This is a genomic window from Lactivibrio alcoholicus (assembly GCF_055390895.1).
In genome coordinates this window covers 2,931,042-2,951,317 of record NZ_AP042471.1, presented here as the reverse complement: position 1 = coordinate 2,951,317, position 20,276 = coordinate 2,931,042, and the positions used below count along the sequence as shown (strand labels likewise).

The window sequence follows — 20,276 nt, the reverse complement described above, 5'->3', positions numbered from 1 at the left end:
CCGAAGCGTCCGCTATCGTCACGGCAATCGAAAGTTCTTCAGTTATACGGCGTCATTGTCTCTGCCCGCATCGACTCTCATTACGACAATCGAGAGTTCCTTCAGTTGCTTGTCCGCGACATCGGACGGAGCCCCCGACATGAGGCACTGCGCCCGCTGCGTCTTGGGGAATGCCATGACGTCGCGTATCGACGAGGCGCCGCTGAGCAGCATCACAAGGCGATCCATGCCGAACGCGAGACCGCCGTGCGGCGGCGTCCCGTAGGAAAGCGCGTCGAGGAGGAATCCGAAGCGGTTCCTCGCGTCTTCCCTGGTGAACGCGAGACAGGAAAAGACCTTTTCCTGCACCTCCGGGTCGTGGATCCGTATGGATCCCCCGCCGACCTCGCTCCCGTTCAGAACACAGTCGTACGCGCGGGAGCGGACTTCTCCCGCTTTCGTCTCCATGAGCGGAATATCTTCGGGCAGCGGCGCCGTGAAGGGGTGATGGACGGCCGTCCAGCGACGCTCTTCCTCGTCCCACTCGAAAAGAGGAAACTGCACGACCCAGAGGAATTCCCACGTTCCTTTCGATACGAGGCCGTGTTCGCGCGCGAGCTCAAGACGAAGCGTGCCGAGGATATCCGCGATTTTCTTTCTGCTCTTCTCAGCGACGACGAAAAGCGCGTCTCCGTCACCGACCCCTGCGGCGCGAAGCAGCGCTTCCTGCTTGTCCGGCGACAGGAACTTCACGAGCGGCCCCCTGAGAGCTCCGTCCTTGAACTGGAAAGCCGCACACCCGGTTCCGCCGAGTTTCTTCACCCGTTCCTCGACATCGGAGAGCCCTTTACGCGAGAGCGACGCCCCTCCGGGCAACGGGACGCCGCGGACATAGCCGCCGTTCGCGAGAATTTCCCGGAAGAGGGCGAACTCCGTATCAGAGAAGACAGGCGCCAGGTCCGCGATTTCGAACGGGATTCTCAGGTCGGGTTTATCGCTTCCGTAACGGTCCATCGCGTCCCAGTACGCCATTCGGCGGAACGGCGTCGGAATATCGATATTGAGAATTGTCTTGAAAAGCTCCTTCATATACCCTTCGATGAGCTCATAGATCGTTTCCTCGGTGACGAAGCTCAGCTCCATGTCGATCTGAGTGAACTCCGGTTGGCGGTCCGCCCGGAGGTCCTCGTCCCGGAAACACTTGACGATCTGATAGTAGCGGTCGAAACCGCTGATCATCAGGATCTGCTTGAAGATCTGCGGCGACTGCGGCAGGGCGAAGAAATTCCCTGGACTCACGCGGCTCGGGACAAGGTAGTCCCTGGCCCCTTCGGGCGTGGACTTCGTCAACATCGGCGTTTCGATGTCGATGAAACCATTTCGCGAAAGGTATTCGCGCGTGAACATGGCGACCCTGTTCCGCATACGGAGGTTTCTTTGCATTTTCTCGCGCCGGAGGTCGAGATAGCGGTGTTTCAGGCGAAGATTTTCGTCGACTTTGTCAGTGGCGTCGGAAACTTCGAACGGGAGCGGGGCAGACGGAGAAAGCGGGAGCAATTCCTCCGCCGTGACCTCGAAATCTCCGGTCGTCATCGCCGGATTGCACGTCCCCGCGGGTCTGTTTCCCACGACGCCGGAGACGGCGATGACATACTCGCTCCTCAGATCTCCGGCAAGCGCGTGCGCGCCGGGGCGCAGCTCAGGGTTGAAGACGACCTGAATGCAGCCGGTATGATCCCAGAGGTCGATGAAGATGATGCCGCCGAGATCGCGACGCTTTCGCACCCATCCGTTGAGAACGACCTTCCTGCCGAGCTGTTCCCTTCCCACCGTTCCGCAATACACGGTCCGCTGCCACGTTCCGTCGAAAAACGCACTTCGTCCGCTCATCATCTGTTTTTTTTCTCCTTCAATCCGACGCGCATAGTTCGCGAATTTTGCCGGCGACGAGGTCCTGCGGGATCTCGACCTGTTCTCCGCTTTCGAGATTCTTCAGGGACACGGTCCCATTTTCCATCTCGGATTCCCCGAGGATCGCGGCGAAACGCGCCGCGATCGAAGAAGCTACCTTGAACTGCGACTTCATCGTACGGTCCGTGTAATCCATCTCGGCGGCGACTCCCGCACGACGCAACGTCGTGGCAAGAAGCTGCGCTCCGTCCCGCGACGCCGGGGTCTGGGCGATCACGTACACTACAGGGCGCGGTCTGCGTCCGAAGGAACATCCCTGCTCCTCCATCACGAGGATGATCCTGTCGAGTCCCGTCGCGAAACCGACGCTCGGAAGCGCCGGACCTCCTATGGCCTCCGAGAGGTTGTCATACCGACCGCCGCCGCAGACTGCGTTCTGGGCTCCGAGTTGTCCGGAGAGGACTTCGTACGCGGTCTTCGTATAGTAATCGAGTCCCCGGACAAGGCGCTTGTCGATGTGATACACGGCTCCGAGTCGCGTCAGGCCCGATGTCACGGCTTCGAAATGCGTCCGGCAATCGTCGCAGAGGCTGTCGTGGATTCCCGGGGCGTTCTCCGTGACCGCGCGGCACTCCTCCCTCTTGCAATCCAGAATCCGCAACGGATTCCGGGAATACCGCGAGACGCAGGACTCACAAAGCGTCCCCAGATGGGGGGCGAAATACGCCATAAGGCGTTCCTTGTACACTGGACGGCACTTCGGGCATCCGACCGAATTGACCATGACCTCGAGATTCGTGAGTCCGAGTCGTCTGAAGAGTTCGAGAGAGAGTTCGATGATCTCGACGTCGACCATCGGGTTCGACGATCCGAGCGCCTCGAAATCGATCTGCCAGAACTGGCGGTATCGCCCCTTCTGGGGACGTTCGTACCGGAACATAGGTCCGGCACACCAGAGCTTGACCGGCTGCATTCCCTTTCCCATGTCGTGCTCGACGTAGCTCCGCACCATCGACGCCGTCGCTTCGGGACGCAGCGTCAGACTGCGCTCCCCCCGGTCGGTAAACGTATACATCTCTTTTTCTACTACATCCGTCGTTTCTCCGATTCCACGCGAAAAAAGTTCGGTATGCTCGAAAATCGGAAGATGGACTTCCGCATACCCGAAGTCCTCTGCGACGGCATGCGCCTGATTCAGGACGTATGTCCATTTCCATGATTCGTCGGGAAGAATGTCGCGGACGCCGCGAGGAGCCTTGATTTCCGCCATACCGTGAACCTCCTGTCACCGTCCTTGTCGGAGGACGGAAAATACAATATGCAGGTAAGTATATACCACGCCCGACAAAGAAAAAAGCGCGCCTCCTCTTCGGAGTCGCGCCTCTTTTTTGCCGCATCCGGTTCGTTTTCCGGGCTATCGTGATTCGAGCTGGAATTTTATCGCAGTTCGTTCCTCGTCGTCGATCGCTATCTTCGCAAAAGCGGGAATGCATACGAGGTCGATTCCGTTCGGAGCGACATACCCTCTGGCAATGGCGATGGATTTCACCGTCTGGTTCACCGCACCGGCACCGACAGCCTGGACCTCCACCGCACCTTTCTCGCGCAGCACCGCAGCGATCGCTCCGGCGACCGATTTCGGTTGCGACTTAGCAGAGACCTTAAGTACCTCCATGCCAAGACCTCCTTTGTCTATCGAGAGCTCAACGAAAGCAACGAAGCCCGGATGCTGCACGGAAAGTCAGGAATGAGTATACCTGTATTGTCGAGTTTTTGGCAAGAGTGCGTTACTTTTGTTTTTGAAAACCTGTCCGACTATTTTGTTTTCGTCTCCTGAAGAGCAGCCAGCATGTCGCTGTCCCGATGATTCCCACGCCGGTGATCCAGAGATTCGCGGCAAAACACGCAAACCCGAAGGCGAAAAAGAGAGCACGTTGCCATAGCGCGATCGGTGTATGGATGAACCCCATCAGCGCATACGCGAACGCGAATATGGCGGCGATCCCGCCCGCTATCGCCTCGAGATTCCCCCAGAGCGAGGAATTGAGGAGAATGCCCTTGTCGTAGCAGAACGCGAACGGCACGATGAACGCGAGGAACCCGAGACGCATCGCCATGAATCCCGTCTTGTTGGGATCCGACCCCGCGATCGAACTCGCCGCATACGCCGCGAGGGCGACGGGCGGCGTGATGTTCGAGATGATCGCGAAGTAGAAGACGAACATATGCGCCGCGAGGGCGGAAAACCCGAGCTTGACGAGTACCGGAACACCGAGCGCAGCAGCGAGGATATACGCTCCGGTCGTCGGAAGTCCCATTCCGAGAATCAGTGAGACGAGCATGATCAGGAAGAGCGCGAGGAACGGAATGTCCCGCGCGAACGAGAACACGAATCCGACGAACTTGAATCCGAACCCAGTGAGACTCACGGCGCCGACGACGATGCCCGCGCAGGCGCAGGCGACGCAGACGATGGGGATGTTCTTCACGCCGATGTAGATCGCGTCGATGATTTCCTTCGGCCCCATCCGGTATCCCGGATGGATCAGGGAGACGAGCCATGCGAGCAGGATTCCGATGACGGCTGCGTACATCGGCGTATAGCCCGTAAGAAGGAGGTAGACGAGGCCGATCACGGGGAGCAGGAGATACAGCTTGCGGACGGTCGCCTTTTTGTCGGGGAGTTCTTCCGGGCTCAGACCACGAAGGCCGTTCTTCAGCGCGCCGACATGGACCATGACGAGAATCGCTCCGTAGTAGAGGAATGCCGGAAAGATCGCCGCGATCATGATCTCCTTGTATGGAACGCCGAGAAACGACGCCATGATGAACGCTCCAGCCCCCATGACGGGAGGCATGATCTGTCCTCCGGAACTTGCGACGGCCTCGACCGCCCCGGCAAAGTACGGCGGATAGCCGATTTTCTTCATGAGCGGGATCGTGAAGCTTCCTGTTCCGTAGACGTTCGCGACGGCGGACCCGGAGATCGAGCCGAACAGACAGGAGCTCACGACCGCGATCTTCGCGGGGCCACCGGCCGCCGTCCCCGTAAAGGCTTGGGCGATATCCATGAAGAACGCGCCTGCTCCGCTCTTTTCGAGGAATCCGCCGAAGATGAGAAAGACCATGACGTACGCCGCGGAAACGCCGAGCGGCATCGAGAAGATCCCCTCGTCGGTCAGGTAGATGTGCTCGATGACCTCGGGCAGGGAAAACGACAGCCCTTTGAGCAGCCCCGGCATGTAATGGCCCCAGTACATATATGCTGCGAAGACCGCGGCGATGAGCGACAGCGGCCAGCCGACGACCCGGCGCGTCGCGTCGAGCAGCAGGAAGAGCAGCAGCGCCCCGAGAATCAGCTGCGATGTCGTTACGGGATCGACTTGGACAATCCGCGACGCGATCTCCGAATAGTGATACATCGCGTAGAGCCCCGGCAACGTGGCGAGAAGCGCAAGGAGCCCGTCGTACCAAGGGACGCTGTCCTTCGGGTCGGAACTCTTGAACGGAAAGAGAACGAAGGTCATCGGCAACACGAGCGTCAGATGGATGACGCGCTGAAGATACGCCTCATAGTTTCCGAACAGGGCCGTATAGATGTGAAACAGTCCCACTCCGACGATATACCAGTACATGAACGTTTTTGTCGTGCCCTTGAGCGCCCGCACGGGCATCACTCCTTTTCGTTTGCGGCTGAAAAAACACGGTGCGGGGGCCTCGCGGCCACCCGCACCGGATACTTCCCCCGTACGGGAAGAATAATCTGCCCTATTTCGCTTCCTTCCAGAATTTTCCGGCGCCAGGATGAACGGCGACGCCCGCGGGAACGGCAACCTTCGGATCGAGCTCGTCCATGTCCTTGACCGCCATGGCGAGCGTCTTCTTGTTCTCCCACATGGCCTTCGTGAGTTCATAGACGAGTGTTTCGGGGAGATCCTTCCGGATCACGACGCACGTGTAGTCTCCGACTGTATTCGTCGGTTTCGTCACGCTCTTGTAGACACCCGGCTCGATCGTGAACGTCACCGTTCCGTAGGCATCTGCGAGCGCCTTGAGCGAGGCATCCTCGACGGGGAGGATCACCACGGGAACCTGGCTCTCGATATTCATGACGATAGACGCAACCCGACCCACCGAAAACGCAAAGCAGTCGAGGTGATTATCGGCAAGGAGATTCGCGCCGTCCTCGTAGGAGGAGAACTCGACGGAACCGCCCCAACCCTTGATATTGTCGTACGTCGCGCCGTACGCCTTCTTGAAGAGCGCCTTCACGACGAATTCCGACGCCGTTCCAGGCTTCAGCGTCGCGAAACGGAGCGGAAGCTTCTTCGTGAAAATATCACCGAGCGTCGTGATTCCGTTCTTTTCGGCGAAATCCTTGCGCATAATGAAGTAGGTGTACTGCGTGTAGAGGTTCGCCATGACCACGGCGTTGTCGGCCGCTTTCTTGAAGGGATCGTCTCCCTTGATCGCGGCCCCGACCATCGAAGTCACGGAGAAACCCATGTCGCCTTTTTTCAGGTCGGAATTGACGATATTCGACACTCCGCCCCCCGAGCTGCTCGTCGTCTGGAGGACCGCCTTCGTCCACATCTCCGAGAGGGCGCCGCCGAGCGCGAACCAATTGCCCCCGGGAGGTCCGGCCATGAACTTGAGCTGATCGGGCCATCCGGCTTTGTCGGCTGCAGCAGCGATTCCGACTCCCGCCGCGAGAACGGCGACTGCGAGAAGAAGAGCACACATCCGTTTCATCGTATACAGATCCTCCTCCGGCTACCAAGAATGACGTGCTTTTACGCTTGAATTATTATACACTTTCAGTTGGACTCGTGTCGGCGCATTTCCCGAAACGAGAATCTGTTTCCGAAGGGAAGGGATTTCATGGCATCCGGAATGTCGCATCTCGGAGGGAAGCTGTCCGATCTGCCGCTTTCGCCGCAATCGACGCCCCAGGTGGATAAACGCATCGTCTTCGGCCCTGATCGTTTCTGGCCGGAGTATACGGCGCGCCACTTCACTGCAAAGGTCGGAAGCGTCATCACGACGCACGCGCACGACTGGCCCCATTATATCCTTGTCTTCTCTGGAACGGTCGAAGCCAGAATCGGCGACGATATCGTCCGCGCGGACGAGAAATCGTGGATCCACGTTCCGGCGAACGTACCGCACTCATTCACCGTCGTCGGCGACGTGCCGTTCGAGTTCGTCTGCATCGTTCCGGCCCGGGGAGACGTTCCGCCGCCCCAGAAATGACGCCCGAGACGAAACGGGGCGGCCGGGGTCATCCGGCCGCCCCGTTTCGTCATTCTCCCACCGTCACGCCAGGCGAGGCTTCGGACAGGTCGCACACCCTGACGTTCCCGCCGCAGTGGACGCGGACGAGTTCCGCCGTCTCTCCGGCGGCTTTCCTGGCCAGCTCCGGCGTCGCGGGAGGCAGCGCGTCGACATTGATCGCGACGTTCCGGGTCTCGGGCCGGATCTTGCTCCGCTCCCCGTTTCTCCAGCACCACCCGCGGCAGAAGACGTCCCCCGAACGGGAATCCTTGTACACGACCTCCCCGTCCCTTGGATGCTCTTCCGCTCCTCCGCCCAGCGGGAGATACGTTTCCGTTCCGTCGGCGAAGCAGAGCTCGAGGTCTCCGGTCACGGTGTCGAGGTCGTCTCCGCCGAGGGGCACGAGGTATCGGAGACTCTGAATGTTGAAGATCGTCACGAGCGGCGAGATGAAGGGAAGCGTCTTTCCTCCGATGACGCGCTTGACGAGCCCCTCGACGGACGGAGGGTTCGGGTTCGGATTGAGACCGAACGATGTGAACGCGTTTCTCCATGCCGCGATGGACGGATTCGACCGGTGCTCCCTGAGCGTGGGGTTCGAACGGACACTTTCCTCCGCATCGCGGAGCATCGCGGTCAGGACGTCGGATTCCCCGGTATTCGATACGCCTTCGGCGATAACGACGCAGCGATGGTAACCGGGAAACAACCGGAATATTCGAGGATGGACGGATATCTTCATGACTCGGTTCTCACTTCCGTTCCTTTCGGATTCTTTTTCCGCGCGGCTATTTCGTTTTCGGCGTCACGCAGCCGGTTCCATTCCGCAGGAATGAGCCGCGACGCCAGATCCTCTCGGAGCATGTTTCCAAGGGTCCGCCTGTTTCCCACCTGTTCCCTCGGGATGTCTCCCCAACCGATCTTCCTTTTGTTCAAATACACGTCGAGGTCGACGAAGCGTTCTCCGTCGGAATCGTATTCGAGGCCCATCATGATCCGCTTCAGTTCCGGGGCCGTGAGGAACGTCAGGATACGGATCCGGTACACGCGGACCGGCATGAGGATGTGCGCGTAGTCCTTCCCCCACCCCTCGCCGAGGATCAGTCCGATCTCGAGCGCATTCATCGCGATCCGCATCCGCCTGACGTGGAGGTCGTAAAACCCATCCATATCGTACATACGGATCTCGATGTCGTTCCAGTCCTTCCGCTCCAACCCTTCGTTGAAATAGTCGAGCCCCCTGCTCCGAAGGGTAGCATGGATCGCCTCGAAGGGCTGTCGGATATACAGGACGTCGTCCTCGATATCGGATCGTCTCAGAGGACGGTTCAGCGACTTTTTCGTGAAAACGACCGCCACGCCGAGATCGCTGCTTTTTCTGAGGACGTGGCGCAGTTTGCCCTGTGTCGCGTCGAAGTCGAGCCGGATCTGGTCGAAGACCCGGCGATAATCCCCGAAATACCGGAACGAGAGAATCCGCGGGATCGGAATGATCCGATGCACGAGCGCCCGATCCTCGTTCATGACATGACAGAGGAGTTCGTCTGCAGGGGCCTGGCAGACGTATGCACGGAAATGGCGGACCATTCCTTCCCCCCCAGTACAGAGAAAAATCGTCTGTCCCTCCATCGCGACATCGATCGCGTCGCGCGCGGAATACGGAATGGCCCCGAAACGGTCCTTCAGAAACTCGTCCCACGCGGCGCTTCTCGCGCGGACCATGAGAATCCGCGGCCCTCCTCGAACGATCGTCAGCATGCCGTCACCTCCCCGAATATCGACACGACTCCTGTCACAACCCGCACTTCCGCATCCTGCTCCTGTCCCTGTCGACGTAAGATGGATACGGGATGGAATACGCATCCCCCGTTGCGACGTCGATGCAATTCACTCCGAGGACTCCGTTCAGAAAGAACCGCTCAGGTCCGTCCGAATCCCCTCGCGAGGCGTCGTGTCCAAACAGGTTGAACCGCGCCGGGGGGACGGGCAACCCCGTTATCTCGTGGCTCATAGCGATTTCGAGTCCGTCAAGGCGCACGGTCGTTCCCCGCTCGAACACGCTCGATCCAGGGAACGCGACGAGCATCGAGGGCACGTGATCGTGATTTCCCGCGACGAAAAAGACGCGTTCCGGCGGAAGCGAACGAATCGCGGCGGAGAGGACCGCCAGTTTCCCGACGTACCACGGCAGCAGTCTGGGACAGAGTCCGATCTTGACATCGTCCGCGACGTCACCCGTATGGATCAGCGCGACGGGAGATACCCGCGCGATGAATCCCTTCAGATCCCGGTAGAAGGTCGAGGGTGTGTCCGAAACGTGGACGACAAGCCTCCCCCTCAGCGGAAGGAGATCTTCGGGGATATACAGCGAGTCCGTTATCCGCGAGAGCAACCGTTTCCAGATCATGATCCCCTCCCCGTTGCGCCCATTCTATCACCGCCGCGCATCGTGTCGGGAGTGATGATATGATACTGTGTCCGAGCAGATGGAATCACACGGAAGGAATGGTTGCCATGGAATCGACTGAACTCAGGGACGCTTCGCGCCGGACGCTGGCGGTGATCGGGGCTGGCCCGGCGGGACTTCTCGCGGCGGGACGCGCCGCGGAACTCGGAGCTAGAGTGCTTCTTTTCGACAAGAATCCCGAGGCGGGAGTCAAGCTCCTCATCTCGGGAAAAGGACGATGCAACTTCACGAACGCCGAGCCGGACATCCAACGTTTCATCGCGACCTACGGAAAGTCGGGACGCTTCCTCTTCAGCGCCATCAGCTCATTCGGCCCGGAGGATATTCGCAGTTTCTTCGCCGCAAGAGGCGTCCCTTCGGTCGTCGAGCGCGGAAAGCGCGTCTTCCCGGGGTCGCGGATCGCCTCCGACATACGCGACGCCCTCGTCGGGTATGCCCGGGATACCGGAGTTCTGTTCCGCTTCGGCGAAGAGGTCAGGGATCTCTCCACCGACGGGGAAACGCGGAGAATCCGCAGGATCGTCCTCAGAAGCAGCGGAGAACCCGTCGACGCCGTGATCCTCGCAACCGGGGGAGCATCCTATCCGAGAACTGGCTCGACCGGAGACGGGTACCGGATGGCGCAGAAAATCGGGCATACGATTACGACGCCGAGACCGTCGATCGCGCCGATCCGGATCCGACAGTCGCCGCTCTTCGCAGCCCAGGGACTCGACCTGAAGAATGTCTCCGTTTCGGCATGGATCGACGGGAAGAAACGCGACGAACGCTTCGGCGACCTGTCCGTCACGCACTTCGGACTCAGCGGTCCCATCGCGATGGACCTCAGCCGGGAGATCCATGAACTCATGCAGGAGGGGGATCTCGTCCTCAGGATCGACTTCAAGCCCGCCCTGACATACGAGATGCTCGACGCCCGTTTTCAGAGGGAGTTTCTCAAGCGGGGCCGGGAGGAGATCCGGAGCGTCCTGCGGGCGGTTCTGCCGGAACCGATGGTAGGCGTTATCCTCGAGGTCTGCCGGATCTACCCTCCGACCCCCGCCTCCGAAATCACGAAGGAAGAACGGCGTTCCCTCTGCTCTCACATGAAGGACTTCCCGGTTATTCCCGAAGGATTGCTCGGATTCAACTGGGCGATCGTCACCTCGGGCGGCATCGCGCTCAAAGAGGTCGAACCGAAGACGATGCGCTCGAAACTCGTTCCGAACCTCTTCTTCGCGGGGGAGATCCTCGACATCGACGGACCGACGGGAGGATTCAACCTCCAGGTCTGCTGGAGCACGGGGTGGGTCGCCGGAGAACAGGCGGCGCAGGCTCTGTCGGAGGGGTAAAAAAATCGGCGGGTCCGACCGGACCCGCCGATTCGGAACATTATTCCCTTTCGATCATGAGATCCGCGAGATCGAGAAGGCGCCGCGCATAGCCGTACTCGTTGTCGTACCACACCATGACCTTTGCGACCCGGTCGAGGATGACCTTCGTGCAGGTCGAATCGACGATTCCCGAATGCGCGTCGGTGACGATATCGGCAGAGACGATCTCGTCCTCCGCGAAATCCGTGATTCCTTTCAGGCGTCCCTGCGACGCCTCCTTCAGGACACCGTTGATCGTCTCGGCACTGACATCCGAGGTGAAACGGATGCAGAGGTCCGACAGCGACCCATCGGGAACCGGCGCGCGAACCGCCATGATGTCCATCTTCCCCTTGAGGTGCGGGAAGAGCGGAACCATCGCCTTGGCCGCTCCCGACGTGCTCGGGATCAGCGAGATGGCCGCCGCCCGTCCGCGGCGCTTGTCCCCGACGGGGGTGTCGACGATCGTTTGCGTCGCCGTGTAGGCGTGTATCGTGGTCGCCATGAAGTAGTCGACGCCGAAGGCCTCGTCGAGAACCTTGATGACCGGGGCGATCGAGTTGGTCGTGCACGAGGCGTTCGAGACGACGACGTGCTTCGCGGGGTCGTATTCCGCGTCGTTGACGCCGAGGACGATCGTGATGTCCGCATCGCCGGCCGGGGCGCTGATGATGACGCGTTTCGCGCCGGCCTCGATATGTTTCGAGGCGGCCTCCTTCTTCGTGAAACGGCCCGTGCATTCGATGACGTAGTCGACGCCGAGACTCTTCCAGGGAAGTTTCGAGGGATCTTTCTCCGCAGAGAGCTTCACCGACGCATCTCCAAAAGAGAGGACGCCGTCGCCCGCAGCCACCGGGAACGGGGCCCTTCCGTGGACGGAATCGTACCGGATGAGATAAGCCATCTCGTCGGCCGGGGTCAGGTCGTTCGCGGCGACGATCTCGAAATGCCTGGGACGCTCGAGCAGGTAGTGGCGGAGAGCCAGTCTTCCGATTCGGCCGAGGCCGTTGATCGCAACTTTCTTCATGCAAAACACCTCCGTGGGATATCCGTCTTTCCCGGATGATTGGTCTTCAACCGGATATTGACGCTCTTGTTGTACCACAAGCGGCGACCGTTGTGAACCTTCCCCCGCCGGAGCCGTATAATACCGACGGAAGGAGGGTGACTCAATGGCCATCATGACGCTCAGCGAGTTCCGGAACGTAACGCACGCCGTCGTCGAACGTCTTCCGAAGGATCTTTTCACGAATCTGAACGGAGGAATCACGGTCCAGCCGAATCGCGCCGGGGATGCGCGCAACGACCGGCTTACCCTCGGAGAGTACATCGAAGACGCCGTCATGGGTCGGTCGATCGTTCTCTATTACGGCTCCTTCCGGGAACTCTTCCGGGACGATTCTCTTTCCGTCTGGTCGGAGGAAATAGAAGAAACCGTCCTTCACGAACTTCGACACCACGTGGAAGCACTCGCCGGGCTCGACGATCTTTCGAGGGAAGAGGAACTGGACCCCGACGCCTATTGAGACGACAGACGAGCCGGCCCCGAGGGGCTGGCTCGTCTGTCGTTCGAGGCATCTCCCTATTTCTTTACCGCGGATTTTTTCGCGGGCGCCTTCTTTTGCGCGGGTTTTTTCCCGGCGACCGCCGGTTTCCTGTCAGCTCCCGCCTTCCCGGCGACGTACTGGTAGCTCTTGTACGGGACGGTATCCTTCGACAGCTTGTCGAGTTCGATGGTCCCCTCGCCGAACGTCGTCGACTTGATCTCGTTGCCGAGCATGTCGTAATGCGTGATGTATGTCATTCCGAATTTCTTCCCGTCCTCCGAGTACGTATAGCCGTACTCGGTGAAGTAAATTTCCGATGCCCTCTCCTTCGCGATTCCAAACTTGGATACGATCAGGTCGATCGTCTTCGTCTTCTCGTCGGGGTTCGTATAGTACTTGCGTACGATCGCGAAGCCCTTGTTATCCTTTGTCCCGTAATCGAGAAGATACCAGTGCATCTTGTTTTTGTCCTTCCCGAAATCCACGGGCTTCTTCTCCGCCGCCGTTACCGCGGATGCGACCGAAAACAAGAAGAGCACGCCCAGAACAACCGGTACAACACGCCTGGAGCTTTTTCCGAACACGCAAATCCCTCCTGCTGCCGTAATTGTGCGGCCTTACCGCACGAAGTTCCGCCTCGTCCCAGTTCGGATGCCGCGTGATTGTACCACACCCTCCGTCGGACGCGGCATCCTCATTTCGACGGATTTCCGTCGGGAAAAGAAAAGAAGACGTCCCTATGCCGCAAATCAGCGGAGATTCTCCCGATTTCTCGTTCGTTTTCCTTCTTCCTCCGGTTTGCACGGAATGATGTTCTCAATCGCCCGGCGAGGGCTCTCCGACGAGCGTCAGTCCCGTGATCCGGTCGCTCAGGAGTCCGTCTCTTTCCGGAAGTTCCATTCCGGGTGCGAGCGTCGTGATGACCGATTTCCCTACGATGCGCCGTCCCGAACGCCCATGTTCGATGGTCCGAACTCCCCACATGTTGTGGAGCACCAGAGGGCGTCCGTGCTGTTCCCCGATATACAGCATGATGTGCCCCGGCATCGCGACGAGCGTCCGAAACGGAATGCCCTCTTCCGCAAGCGTCCGTTCCTTTTCCTCGAAGGACTTCCCCGCCAGATCGATCCGACGACCGCTCCCCGCCTGTTCCCGCGAGTTTCGGGGCATCCATATCCCGAACGGAATGAAGAAGTCCATCACGAGGGCGCTGCAATCCCGACGACCGTTCAGACCACCCCATCCGTATGGCTCGGCAAGGAAAGCCGCTGCGACAACGGCTCCGTTCCATTGCGTCAGCGGCAGTGGCGCACACACGGCGTCGGACATCGGTAGCCCGGCGCTCCCGATTCGGAGCGTTCCGTCATGATGACGCAACGGAACCCTGACGCGCAGTCGGCCGCGCAAAAGATCCGTCCCGAGAAGCGGCAGTTGCGTTCCGGTCTTTCCCCGCCCGAGGTACGCGCCATCCTCGCCCGTGAGGGGAAGGCCATCGGTCAGAACGATCGCTCTTCGGGAAACCATGAACATCCCGACGTCGGCCGATGTCATGAGAGCGATCCGGCGGATGTCGATCCAGCCGTACGCATTCGGAGTATCGACGAAGGCCCATGCACCGTCGGACGAACGATGGGAGACGAAAAGCGGTTCCCCAGGTTTGACCGAACTGTTCTGGACATAATCGAAGGGATACCCCTCACCCGGGATGCCGAAATCGTAGAACAAAGGATCCGATGTCGGAAACACTCTCAGGTCCGCTTCGCACACTGCGATCGCGCGGCGATCCTCGGTGCCGAACGACGATTCGTTCGAGTTCCCGCGTTGTTTTTCGAACCATCCGGACGCTCTTGGCCGCCGGTTTTCTCCAAAAATCTTCTTCTTTTCGTACGCCCCGAACCCCCAGAGCACGGATTCAATTCCATGCTTCGGACGCGTTTGTCTCCACGGAGAGAAGTACGCGAGGTCATACCGACGTTGCATGTCGAGCTGGGTATCTTCCGGGATGAGACGCGCATCGACGTCTCCGCGAATACAGAAAAAAGGATCCTGCCGAAAGGTCACAAGGTCCGCGATCGTATCGTCCGGTGCGTCCGTACCTTCGGAACAGACGGAAGTCCCGCACGCGAAAATCACGAGAAGTGCGAATAGCACACGTTTCCTGCCTGAAATCATGAGATACCTCTCCATTCCGCATTGAACGAAGCATTTGAAAATTCCTCGGGGAGGACCGGAGGAACGGTCGATATTTTCCGGCTCCGCGCATCGGGCATAAAAAAGGAGGCCCGATGCCGCCGGCCTCCACGCATTGAGATCGTTCCGAGCGGTCTACTCCGGAGTTTTCATGACCTTTTTCTGCGGTTTGCGGCCGCGCGGCTTCCCCGTATACTCGCGAACCGGAGGAAGATTGTGACGTTCTCTGTACTTTTTGACCGCGAACATCACCTGCATCGGTTTCAGGGGAACGGTCGTCGTCTCCGAAAGCTTCACAGCGATGTTGGAATAACTGACTCCTTCGCGGTTCAGCTTTTCCATGTACTGCAGAATCTCCTCGTCCAGAATCCGAGAAAGCGCACCACGCCCCGTCTTTCCTTCCAAAGATTTGAGAGACTCCATGATTGTCTCCTTTTCCGTCATTGCGAATGACCTCCATCCTCTCCAGATTATCATCTTGAGAAAAACAGATCCGAACACTTATCTCAATAGAGAAACTCTGAAGCAATCCGATACGAATGGACTATATCACAATATTCAACGATGTTCAAGAGATTATTCGGAGCATATTCCTGATAGAAAGTATGGTCTCGAAGAGAACTTTTCATGGACCACATAAACGATATCTTCGCCGGTTCACGTTTCTGAGATCATATTGTTTCGAAGCATGAAACATTGAATTCAATCTGAATTCTCATTTTTTCCTTGTAAGTCCCATGTTCGGATCCGATATCGCTGTGAACGCGTATTCTTTCCGCACGAACAGAAAAAATCGCAACATATCCTATCTTCCGAACTTGAAATAGCAGTTAAAGAGAGCAACGAACCCCATTCCCAGAATAAACGTCGCAACGATGATCAAAAGTATCCGTACTCTTTCTATGACTTTTTCGCCACGATTATCCTCCATAAAACCTGTCTTGATGATTTTCTTGAATACGCGGAATCCGAAAACGGCGAGAGCGCTCCATACAACGAGCCCGAGAAGAATATTATCCGCCATCGAAATCGCCTTCCCACTCAATCGATTTTCTGCAGATTCCGCATATTGTACTCTACACGTTCGGATCCGCAACTTTCATTTCGCCCGGGTAACATTTCTTCTGCTCCGTTCACTCGGCACAATACATTTTCGTCTTCCAATGTGCGGTTTTCAGAAGCTCTTTTCTCGTGTAGGATTATCTTTCGAGGATCCTGATCGTATGTTCCATATCGAAACAATACTGGAAAAGAAGCTGAGAAAGTCGATGGAAGACATCATTGAAATCGTCATCTGCCTCGGGAGTTCCTGCTTCGCCAGGGGGAATTCCGGCGTTCTCGTGGAGATCGAACGCTTCGTCGGAGAACACGGATTGCAGGATCGCGTTCTCATTCGCGGAAGCCGTTGCGAGGGGGCGTGCACCGAAGGGCCGAACCTCAGAATCGCTGGCATCCCGTATCGCAACGTCCGAGCAGCAGACATCGTGCCCCTGCTGAGTCGTACGCTTCTCCAGGTCGGACACCCCGATGAATAACGAAAACGCCATCGGGAACGACTCCCGGGACGAAGACCGCGACACCGCGAACGAAATCTTCCTCGAAGTCGATTTCGATCAACGGTGCAAGGACGGGCAGTACATCTGCGGCGACACCTTCCTGTCGAGAAAGAGCCCGTCGGGAAAACGCGTGATATCGGTCCTCTCGGACGGACTCGGCAGCGGCGTCAAGGCGAACATCCTGTCGTCCATGACCGCAACGATGGCTTCGCGCTTCGCGGAGAGCAACATGGAGTTCCTCCATTCCGCGGAGATCATGATGGACGCGCTTCCGGTCTGCAGGATCCGGCAGATCAGCTATGCCACATTCACGATCGTCGACTCCGCGCTCCACGGATGGACACGAATCATCGAGATGGACAATCCGGAATGCTTTCTGATCAGAAATGGAGATATCGTCCCGCAGATTCGAAGGGAGATTTCCTCCGAACGCTGGAAAGACCGGAAGATTCGCATGGGCGAAGTTTACACCATTCCGGAAGATCGCCTCATCCTCCTCAGCGATGGGGTCACGCAGGCAGGAATGGGTTCGCGCCCGCACCCACTTGGATGGAGAGACTCCGGGGTTCGGGAATTCGTCCTCCGCACCGTCCGCTCATCTCCTGACATTTCCGCCCGGCAGCTTTCCCACAGGGTCATCGAGGAAACGCTTCTGCACGAGCCGCACGGTCTGCCCGGCGACGACATGACCTGTGCCGTCATGTTCTTCCGACGTCCGAGACGTCTCCTTCTTCTCTCCGGGCCTCCCTACGACAAGGGGAAAGACGCCGAATACGCGATGATTCTCGGCGGTTTCAAAGGGAAAAAGGTCATCTGTGGCGGAACGACCGCGGATATTGTCGCGCGCGAACTGAAACGAACGATCCGCATGGACCTCCGGAGCGCGCGGAGGGGATATCCACCCGAATCATCCATGGACGGTGTCGATCTCGTAACGGAGGGAATTCTGACCCTGACGCGCGCGTGCAAGATCATCGAACGCTTGGAGGATGGAGCACCGGTCGATCCGGCATCGCGTCTCGTCGAACTCTTCATGGAGAGCGACCGGATAACGTTCGTCGTCGGGACGCGCATCAACGAGGCGCACCAGGATCCATCCCTTCCCGTGGAACTCGAGATCAGGCGGAATATCGTCCGGAATCTGGCGCATCTCCTCGAGACGCGTCACCTCAAGGAAACTGAAATCCGGTACATCTGAAAGGACGGGGAGCCCCCTTCCGCTATTCGATCTTTCCGGGATTCGGGCGATACGCGAGAAAATAGAGGCACGCGACGAAAAACATGCCGCCGACGATATTCCCGAGCGTTACCGGGATGATGTTCCCGAAATATCCCCCGATCGTAACGTTGTTCATAAGCGCGGGATCGATCTTCGCGGCCTCGGTGACGGCGTTGTTCCCACTGACGAGGAGTCCGATCTCGAGAAAGAACATATTCGCTATGCTGTGCTCGAACCCGCACGCAACGAACGTCATTATCAGGAAAAACGCTGAAAAGAGCTTTCCGGTGACGTCGAGAGCGGCCATACTCATCCAGACGGCGAGGACGACGATCCAGTTGCAGAGGATCCCCCGGACGAACGCCTCCCAGAACGGAATGCTCATCTTCGTCGCCGCGATCCGCAACGCGTTGACACCCACGGCCCCCCTCCAGAGCCCCGATTCGTAGACCAGAAACGCGACGATCAGCGTTCCGAGAAGATTCGCGATGTACACCCAGAACCAGTTCCGGAGAACACCTTTCCACGGTGCGCAACCGGCCAGCGTCCCGAGCGGCATCATGCAGTTCCCCGTGAACAGTTCCGCTCCGGCAACGACGACGATCATCAATCCTATCGAGAAGACCGCTCCGCCGATGAGTTTCGTGAAGCCGACTCCCATATGCTGTGCCATGTCCTGCGTCACGACGATGTTGAGATATCCGCCGAATGAGATGTACGCTCCGGCGAGCGTTCCGAGAACCATCATCTCACGGATCGTCAGGGTACTCTTGATTTTTGCGGATACGCATGCTGCCTTTGCCAGTTCCAACGGGGTCCTGAAGTTCATGAAGCACATTACCTCCCTGATACCAGGCTTTCCGGCACGCCATCCGCAAAAACACTTCGGACCGGACGACGGAACCGGTCCGGAGTATTATATCCAAAGTCCTCATCATTTGTCGCCACGCTCACGTCCTTTCCGTTTATCCCCCGAGCGACCGCGGAATGACGAGGATGATATCCTGGAAGTACGTGATGACGAGAAGGTCCGCGAGAAGCGCCAGAAGATATGGCGTGACCTCCCTCGTGACCGTCTCGATCGGGATCTTCGTGATCGCCGACACGACGAAGAGGTCGAGACCGACCGGCGGCGTAATGCATCCTATCGCGAGGTTCACGACCATCATGACGCCGAAGAAGAGCGGGTCGATTCCCATCGAGAGCGCGACCGGCAGAAGGATCGGTGTCAGGATGACGACGGCCGCGGACGCGTTGATCAGCGTCCCGATGAACAGAAGCAGCAGGTTCACGAGCATCAGGAACACGAGCGGATTCGTCGTGAGGCCCGCGAAGTATTGGCCAAGCCTGTGCGGAACCTGCGCGTTCGTGAGGATCCAGCCGAACAGATTCGCTCCGCCGACGACGAACATGATCATCGTCGAGTTGACCGCCGCCTCGAGGATGACCTTCGGCAGGTCCGTGACGCGAAGTTCCCTGTAGACGAACAGTCCGATGAAAAGTCCGTATACGGCCGCGACGGCCGCGGCTTCCGTCGGCGTGAAAACCCCGCCGTAGATGCCGCCGATGATGATGACGGGCATCAGGAGCGCCCAGAAACACTCCCGGAACGTCTTCAGTATCTTAGCGAACGAGATGGAGCCGATACCTTCGTAGTGGCGCTTCTTCGCTATGAAATAGCTCACGAAGCACATCGAGACGCCCATGAGAATTCCGGGAAGGAAGCCTCCGAGGAACATATCGCCGATCGAGACCGAGGCGATCGAGCCGTAGACGACCATCGTGATGCTCGGCGGGATGACGATGCCGACCGTTCCGCCCGCCGCCACCACCGCTGCGGCGAATGACTTGTGGTACCCTCGCCGCTCCATTTCCTCGATCATGGCGGTCCCGATGGCCGCCGTCGTCGCTGCCGAGGAGCCGGAAATCGCCGCGAAGAACATCCCCGTGACGCAGACCACCAGCGCGAGCCCTCCAGCCAGGGCGCCAACGAGCGCGTGGGCGAAGTTGACGAGGCGTTTCGTCACGCCGCCATAGGACATGAACGCGCCTGCGAGCATGAAAAACGGCACGGCGATGAACGAGAACGAGTCGACGGACGTGAACATCCGCTGCGCTACGACGATGAGCGGGATTTTCATGATCGCGAAGAGGACGATCGCGGAAGACGCGCCGAGCGCGATCCCTATCGGCGCTCCGAGGATCAGGATTCCGAGAAAGCCGAAGAACACCGTCCAGAGGATCATGCGGATTCTCCCTTCCCGCGAAGGAGCCCGACGAGATCCGCAATCATCCTGACGGCCATGAAGAAGCACCCGATGGGAATCGCGAGGTAAACGAGGGACATGCGGATCTCCATAGCGGGCGAAAGCTGCTGGGATGTCCTCTCGACCATCCCGACGCCCTGAACGATCATCAGGATCATAAAGGCGATACTGACGACGTACGCCGCGACGGAGACGATCCGTGCGGCATGCCCCCTGAGCTTCCCGCTCACAGCCGTCACGGCCATGTGGCCGCCTCGCTTCGCGACGACGGGAAGCCCGAGGAAGACGGTCCAGACGAAGAGATACCGCGAGAGTTCCTCGGAGAACACGAGGGAACTCTGGAACAGGTACCGGGCGACAACCTGGATGAACGTAAAGAAAAGCATGAAGGCCATCGTCCCGATGACGATCTTTTGGAGAACGGAGTCGACGAAATCCAGAATACGCTGCACGCGCTCACCTCCCCGGAGACGGAAACGGCGGACGGACGTCTCCTCCCGGAAACGTCCCCCGC

Annotated in this window: 21 protein-coding genes; 5 read left to right on the top strand and 16 right to left on the bottom strand. The window is 58.7% G+C overall.

Annotated features, from left to right (window positions below; all coding sequences use genetic code 11):
* Window positions 1-42: 42 nt before the first annotated feature.
* From aspS to ACZ5IU_RS13465, 5 genes are all read right to left on the bottom strand, one after another.
* Window positions 43-1,869 (bottom strand): aspartate--tRNA ligase, encoded by a 1,827-nt coding sequence (gene aspS, locus ACZ5IU_RS13485; RefSeq protein WP_464421928.1) that lies wholly within the window; start codon window positions 1,867-1,869, stop codon window positions 43-45.
* 19 nt (window positions 1,870-1,888) lie between these two features.
* On the bottom strand, window positions 1,889-3,160 hold the full coding sequence (gene hisS, locus ACZ5IU_RS13480; protein ID WP_464418177.1) for a histidine--tRNA ligase: 1,272 nt from the start codon (window positions 3,158-3,160) through the stop codon (window positions 1,889-1,891).
* 144 nt (window positions 3,161-3,304) lie between these two features.
* Window positions 3,305-3,565 carry a stage V sporulation protein S gene (locus tag ACZ5IU_RS13475; RefSeq protein WP_464418175.1) on the bottom strand — a complete coding sequence of 87 codons (261 nt, stop codon included), beginning with the start codon at window positions 3,563-3,565 and terminating at the stop codon, window positions 3,305-3,307.
* Between the two features lie 112 nt (window positions 3,566-3,677).
* Window positions 3,678-5,558, bottom strand: a complete 1,881-nt coding sequence (locus ACZ5IU_RS13470) for a TRAP transporter permease (protein WP_464418173.1) — start codon at window positions 5,556-5,558, stop codon at window positions 3,678-3,680.
* Window positions 5,559-5,658: 100 nt separating this feature from the next.
* A complete protein-coding gene (locus tag ACZ5IU_RS13465) occupies window positions 5,659-6,642 on the bottom strand; it encodes a TAXI family TRAP transporter solute-binding subunit (RefSeq protein WP_464418171.1) in 984 nt (327 codons plus the stop codon).
* Between the two features lie 129 nt (window positions 6,643-6,771).
* On the opposite strand from ACZ5IU_RS13465, the gene ACZ5IU_RS13460 reads away from it, so the two are divergent.
* Window positions 6,772-7,143, top strand: coding sequence for a cupin domain-containing protein (locus tag ACZ5IU_RS13460; protein ID WP_464418169.1), 372 nt, complete (start codon window positions 6,772-6,774; stop codon window positions 7,141-7,143).
* 49 nt (window positions 7,144-7,192) lie between these two features.
* On the opposite strand, the gene ACZ5IU_RS13455 is transcribed toward ACZ5IU_RS13460, so the two are convergent.
* From ACZ5IU_RS13455 to ACZ5IU_RS13445, 3 genes are read right to left on the bottom strand one after another with little or no spacing between them, the layout of a single operon-like run.
* Entirely contained in the window at window positions 7,193-7,906 is a 714-nt protein-coding gene (locus ACZ5IU_RS13455) for a B3/B4 domain-containing protein (protein WP_464418167.1), read from the bottom strand.
* Entirely contained in the window at window positions 7,903-8,922 is a 1,020-nt protein-coding gene (locus ACZ5IU_RS13450; RefSeq protein WP_464418165.1) for a hypothetical protein, read from the bottom strand. The genes ACZ5IU_RS13455 and ACZ5IU_RS13450 overlap by 4 nt, the downstream gene beginning before the upstream one ends.
* 34 nt (window positions 8,923-8,956) lie before the next feature.
* Entirely contained in the window at window positions 8,957-9,571 is a 615-nt protein-coding gene (locus ACZ5IU_RS13445; RefSeq protein WP_464418163.1) for a metallophosphoesterase, read from the bottom strand.
* A 107-nt stretch (window positions 9,572-9,678) separates the two neighbouring features.
* On the opposite strand from ACZ5IU_RS13445, the gene ACZ5IU_RS13440 reads away from it, so the two are divergent.
* A complete protein-coding gene (locus ACZ5IU_RS13440) occupies window positions 9,679-10,962 on the top strand; it encodes a BaiN/RdsA family NAD(P)/FAD-dependent oxidoreductase (RefSeq protein ID WP_464418161.1) in 1,284 nt (427 codons plus the stop codon).
* Window positions 10,963-11,002: 40 nt separating this feature from the next.
* Here the strand turns inward: ACZ5IU_RS13440 and gap are convergent, their stop codons facing one another.
* A complete protein-coding gene (gene gap / locus ACZ5IU_RS13435; protein ID WP_464418159.1) occupies window positions 11,003-12,010 on the bottom strand; it encodes a type I glyceraldehyde-3-phosphate dehydrogenase in 1,008 nt (335 codons plus the stop codon).
* 145 nt (window positions 12,011-12,155) lie between these two features.
* On the opposite strand from gap, the gene ACZ5IU_RS13430 reads away from it, so the two are divergent.
* Entirely contained in the window at window positions 12,156-12,509 is a 354-nt protein-coding gene (locus ACZ5IU_RS13430) for a metallopeptidase family protein (protein ID WP_464418157.1), read from the top strand.
* A 56-nt stretch (window positions 12,510-12,565) separates the two neighbouring features.
* On the opposite strand, the gene ACZ5IU_RS13425 is transcribed toward ACZ5IU_RS13430, so the two are convergent.
* From ACZ5IU_RS13425 to ACZ5IU_RS13410, 4 genes are all read right to left on the bottom strand, one after another.
* On the bottom strand, window positions 12,566-13,114 hold the full coding sequence (locus tag ACZ5IU_RS13425; RefSeq protein WP_464418155.1) for a hypothetical protein: 549 nt from the start codon (window positions 13,112-13,114) through the stop codon (window positions 12,566-12,568).
* 232 nt (window positions 13,115-13,346) lie between these two features.
* Window positions 13,347-14,681, bottom strand: a complete 1,335-nt coding sequence (locus tag ACZ5IU_RS13420; RefSeq protein WP_464418153.1) for an SH3 domain-containing protein — start codon at window positions 14,679-14,681, stop codon at window positions 13,347-13,349.
* A gap of 174 nt (window positions 14,682-14,855) precedes the next feature.
* On the bottom strand, window positions 14,856-15,164 hold the full coding sequence (locus ACZ5IU_RS13415; RefSeq protein ID WP_464418151.1) for a hypothetical protein: 309 nt from the start codon (window positions 15,162-15,164) through the stop codon (window positions 14,856-14,858).
* Window positions 15,165-15,525: 361 nt separating this feature from the next.
* Entirely contained in the window at window positions 15,526-15,744 is a 219-nt protein-coding gene (locus ACZ5IU_RS13410) for a hypothetical protein (protein ID WP_464418149.1), read from the bottom strand.
* 199 nt (window positions 15,745-15,943) lie between these two features.
* Here ACZ5IU_RS13410 and ACZ5IU_RS13405 point away from each other — a divergent pair, with 199 nt between their 5' ends.
* Window positions 15,944-16,255: a (2Fe-2S) ferredoxin domain-containing protein gene (locus ACZ5IU_RS13405; RefSeq protein ID WP_464418147.1), complete on the top strand. Its 312-nt coding sequence runs from the start codon at window positions 15,944-15,946 to the stop codon at window positions 16,253-16,255.
* On the top strand, window positions 16,248-17,474 hold the full coding sequence (locus ACZ5IU_RS13400; protein WP_464418145.1) for a SpoIIE family protein phosphatase: 1,227 nt from the start codon (window positions 16,248-16,250) through the stop codon (window positions 17,472-17,474). Before ACZ5IU_RS13405 ends, ACZ5IU_RS13400 begins: the two co-directional genes overlap by 8 nt.
* A gap of 22 nt (window positions 17,475-17,496) precedes the next feature.
* Here ACZ5IU_RS13400 and ACZ5IU_RS13395 read toward each other — a convergent pair whose 3' ends face one another.
* The 3 genes from ACZ5IU_RS13395 to ACZ5IU_RS13385 all read right to left on the bottom strand — a co-directional run bounded on the left by ACZ5IU_RS13395 (window position 17,497) and on the right by ACZ5IU_RS13385 (window position 20,214).
* Window positions 17,497-18,324, bottom strand: coding sequence for a formate/nitrite transporter family protein (locus tag ACZ5IU_RS13395; protein WP_464418143.1), 828 nt, complete (start codon window positions 18,322-18,324; stop codon window positions 17,497-17,499).
* Between the two features lie 136 nt (window positions 18,325-18,460).
* Window positions 18,461-19,741, bottom strand: a complete 1,281-nt coding sequence (locus tag ACZ5IU_RS13390; protein ID WP_464418141.1) for a TRAP transporter large permease — start codon at window positions 19,739-19,741, stop codon at window positions 18,461-18,463.
* Window positions 19,738-20,214, bottom strand: coding sequence for a TRAP transporter small permease (locus tag ACZ5IU_RS13385; RefSeq protein WP_464418139.1), 477 nt, complete (start codon window positions 20,212-20,214; stop codon window positions 19,738-19,740). The genes ACZ5IU_RS13390 and ACZ5IU_RS13385 overlap by 4 nt, the downstream gene beginning before the upstream one ends.
* Window positions 20,215-20,276 lie beyond the last annotated feature (62 nt).

Coding starts and splice junctions, on each gene's coding strand:
- gap (WP_464418159.1), bottom strand. CDS start 12,010: ATGAAGAAAGTTGCGATCAACGGCCTCGGCCGAATCGGAAGACTGGCT.
- aspS (WP_464421928.1), bottom strand. CDS start 1,869: ATGAGCGGACGAAGTGCGTTTTTCGACGGAACGTGGCAGCGGACCGTG.
- ACZ5IU_RS13430 (WP_464418157.1), top strand. CDS start 12,156: ATGGCCATCATGACGCTCAGCGAGTTCCGGAACGTAACGCACGCCGTC.
- ACZ5IU_RS13415 (WP_464418151.1), bottom strand. CDS start 15,164: ATGACGGAAAAGGAGACAATCATGGAGTCTCTCAAATCTTTGGAAGGA.
- ACZ5IU_RS13405 (WP_464418147.1), top strand. CDS start 15,944: ATGTTCCATATCGAAACAATACTGGAAAAGAAGCTGAGAAAGTCGATG.
- ACZ5IU_RS13465 (WP_464418171.1), bottom strand. CDS start 6,642: ATGAAACGGATGTGTGCTCTTCTTCTCGCAGTCGCCGTTCTCGCGGCG.
- ACZ5IU_RS13440 (WP_464418161.1), top strand. CDS start 9,679: ATGGAATCGACTGAACTCAGGGACGCTTCGCGCCGGACGCTGGCGGTG.
- ACZ5IU_RS13410 (WP_464418149.1), bottom strand. CDS start 15,744: ATGGCGGATAATATTCTTCTCGGGCTCGTTGTATGGAGCGCTCTCGCC.
- ACZ5IU_RS13475 (WP_464418175.1), bottom strand. CDS start 3,565: ATGGAGGTACTTAAGGTCTCTGCTAAGTCGCAACCGAAATCGGTCGCC.
- ACZ5IU_RS13400 (WP_464418145.1), top strand. CDS start 16,248: ATGAATAACGAAAACGCCATCGGGAACGACTCCCGGGACGAAGACCGC.
- ACZ5IU_RS13450 (WP_464418165.1), bottom strand. CDS start 8,922: ATGCTGACGATCGTTCGAGGAGGGCCGCGGATTCTCATGGTCCGCGCG.
- ACZ5IU_RS13445 (WP_464418163.1), bottom strand. CDS start 9,571: ATGATCTGGAAACGGTTGCTCTCGCGGATAACGGACTCGCTGTATATC.
- ACZ5IU_RS13455 (WP_464418167.1), bottom strand. CDS start 7,906: ATGAAGATATCCGTCCATCCTCGAATATTCCGGTTGTTTCCCGGTTAC.
- ACZ5IU_RS13390 (WP_464418141.1), bottom strand. CDS start 19,741: ATGATCCTCTGGACGGTGTTCTTCGGCTTTCTCGGAATCCTGATCCTC.
- ACZ5IU_RS13460 (WP_464418169.1), top strand. CDS start 6,772: ATGGCATCCGGAATGTCGCATCTCGGAGGGAAGCTGTCCGATCTGCCG.
- hisS (WP_464418177.1), bottom strand. CDS start 3,160: ATGGCGGAAATCAAGGCTCCTCGCGGCGTCCGCGACATTCTTCCCGAC.
- ACZ5IU_RS13395 (WP_464418143.1), bottom strand. CDS start 18,324: ATGAACTTCAGGACCCCGTTGGAACTGGCAAAGGCAGCATGCGTATCC.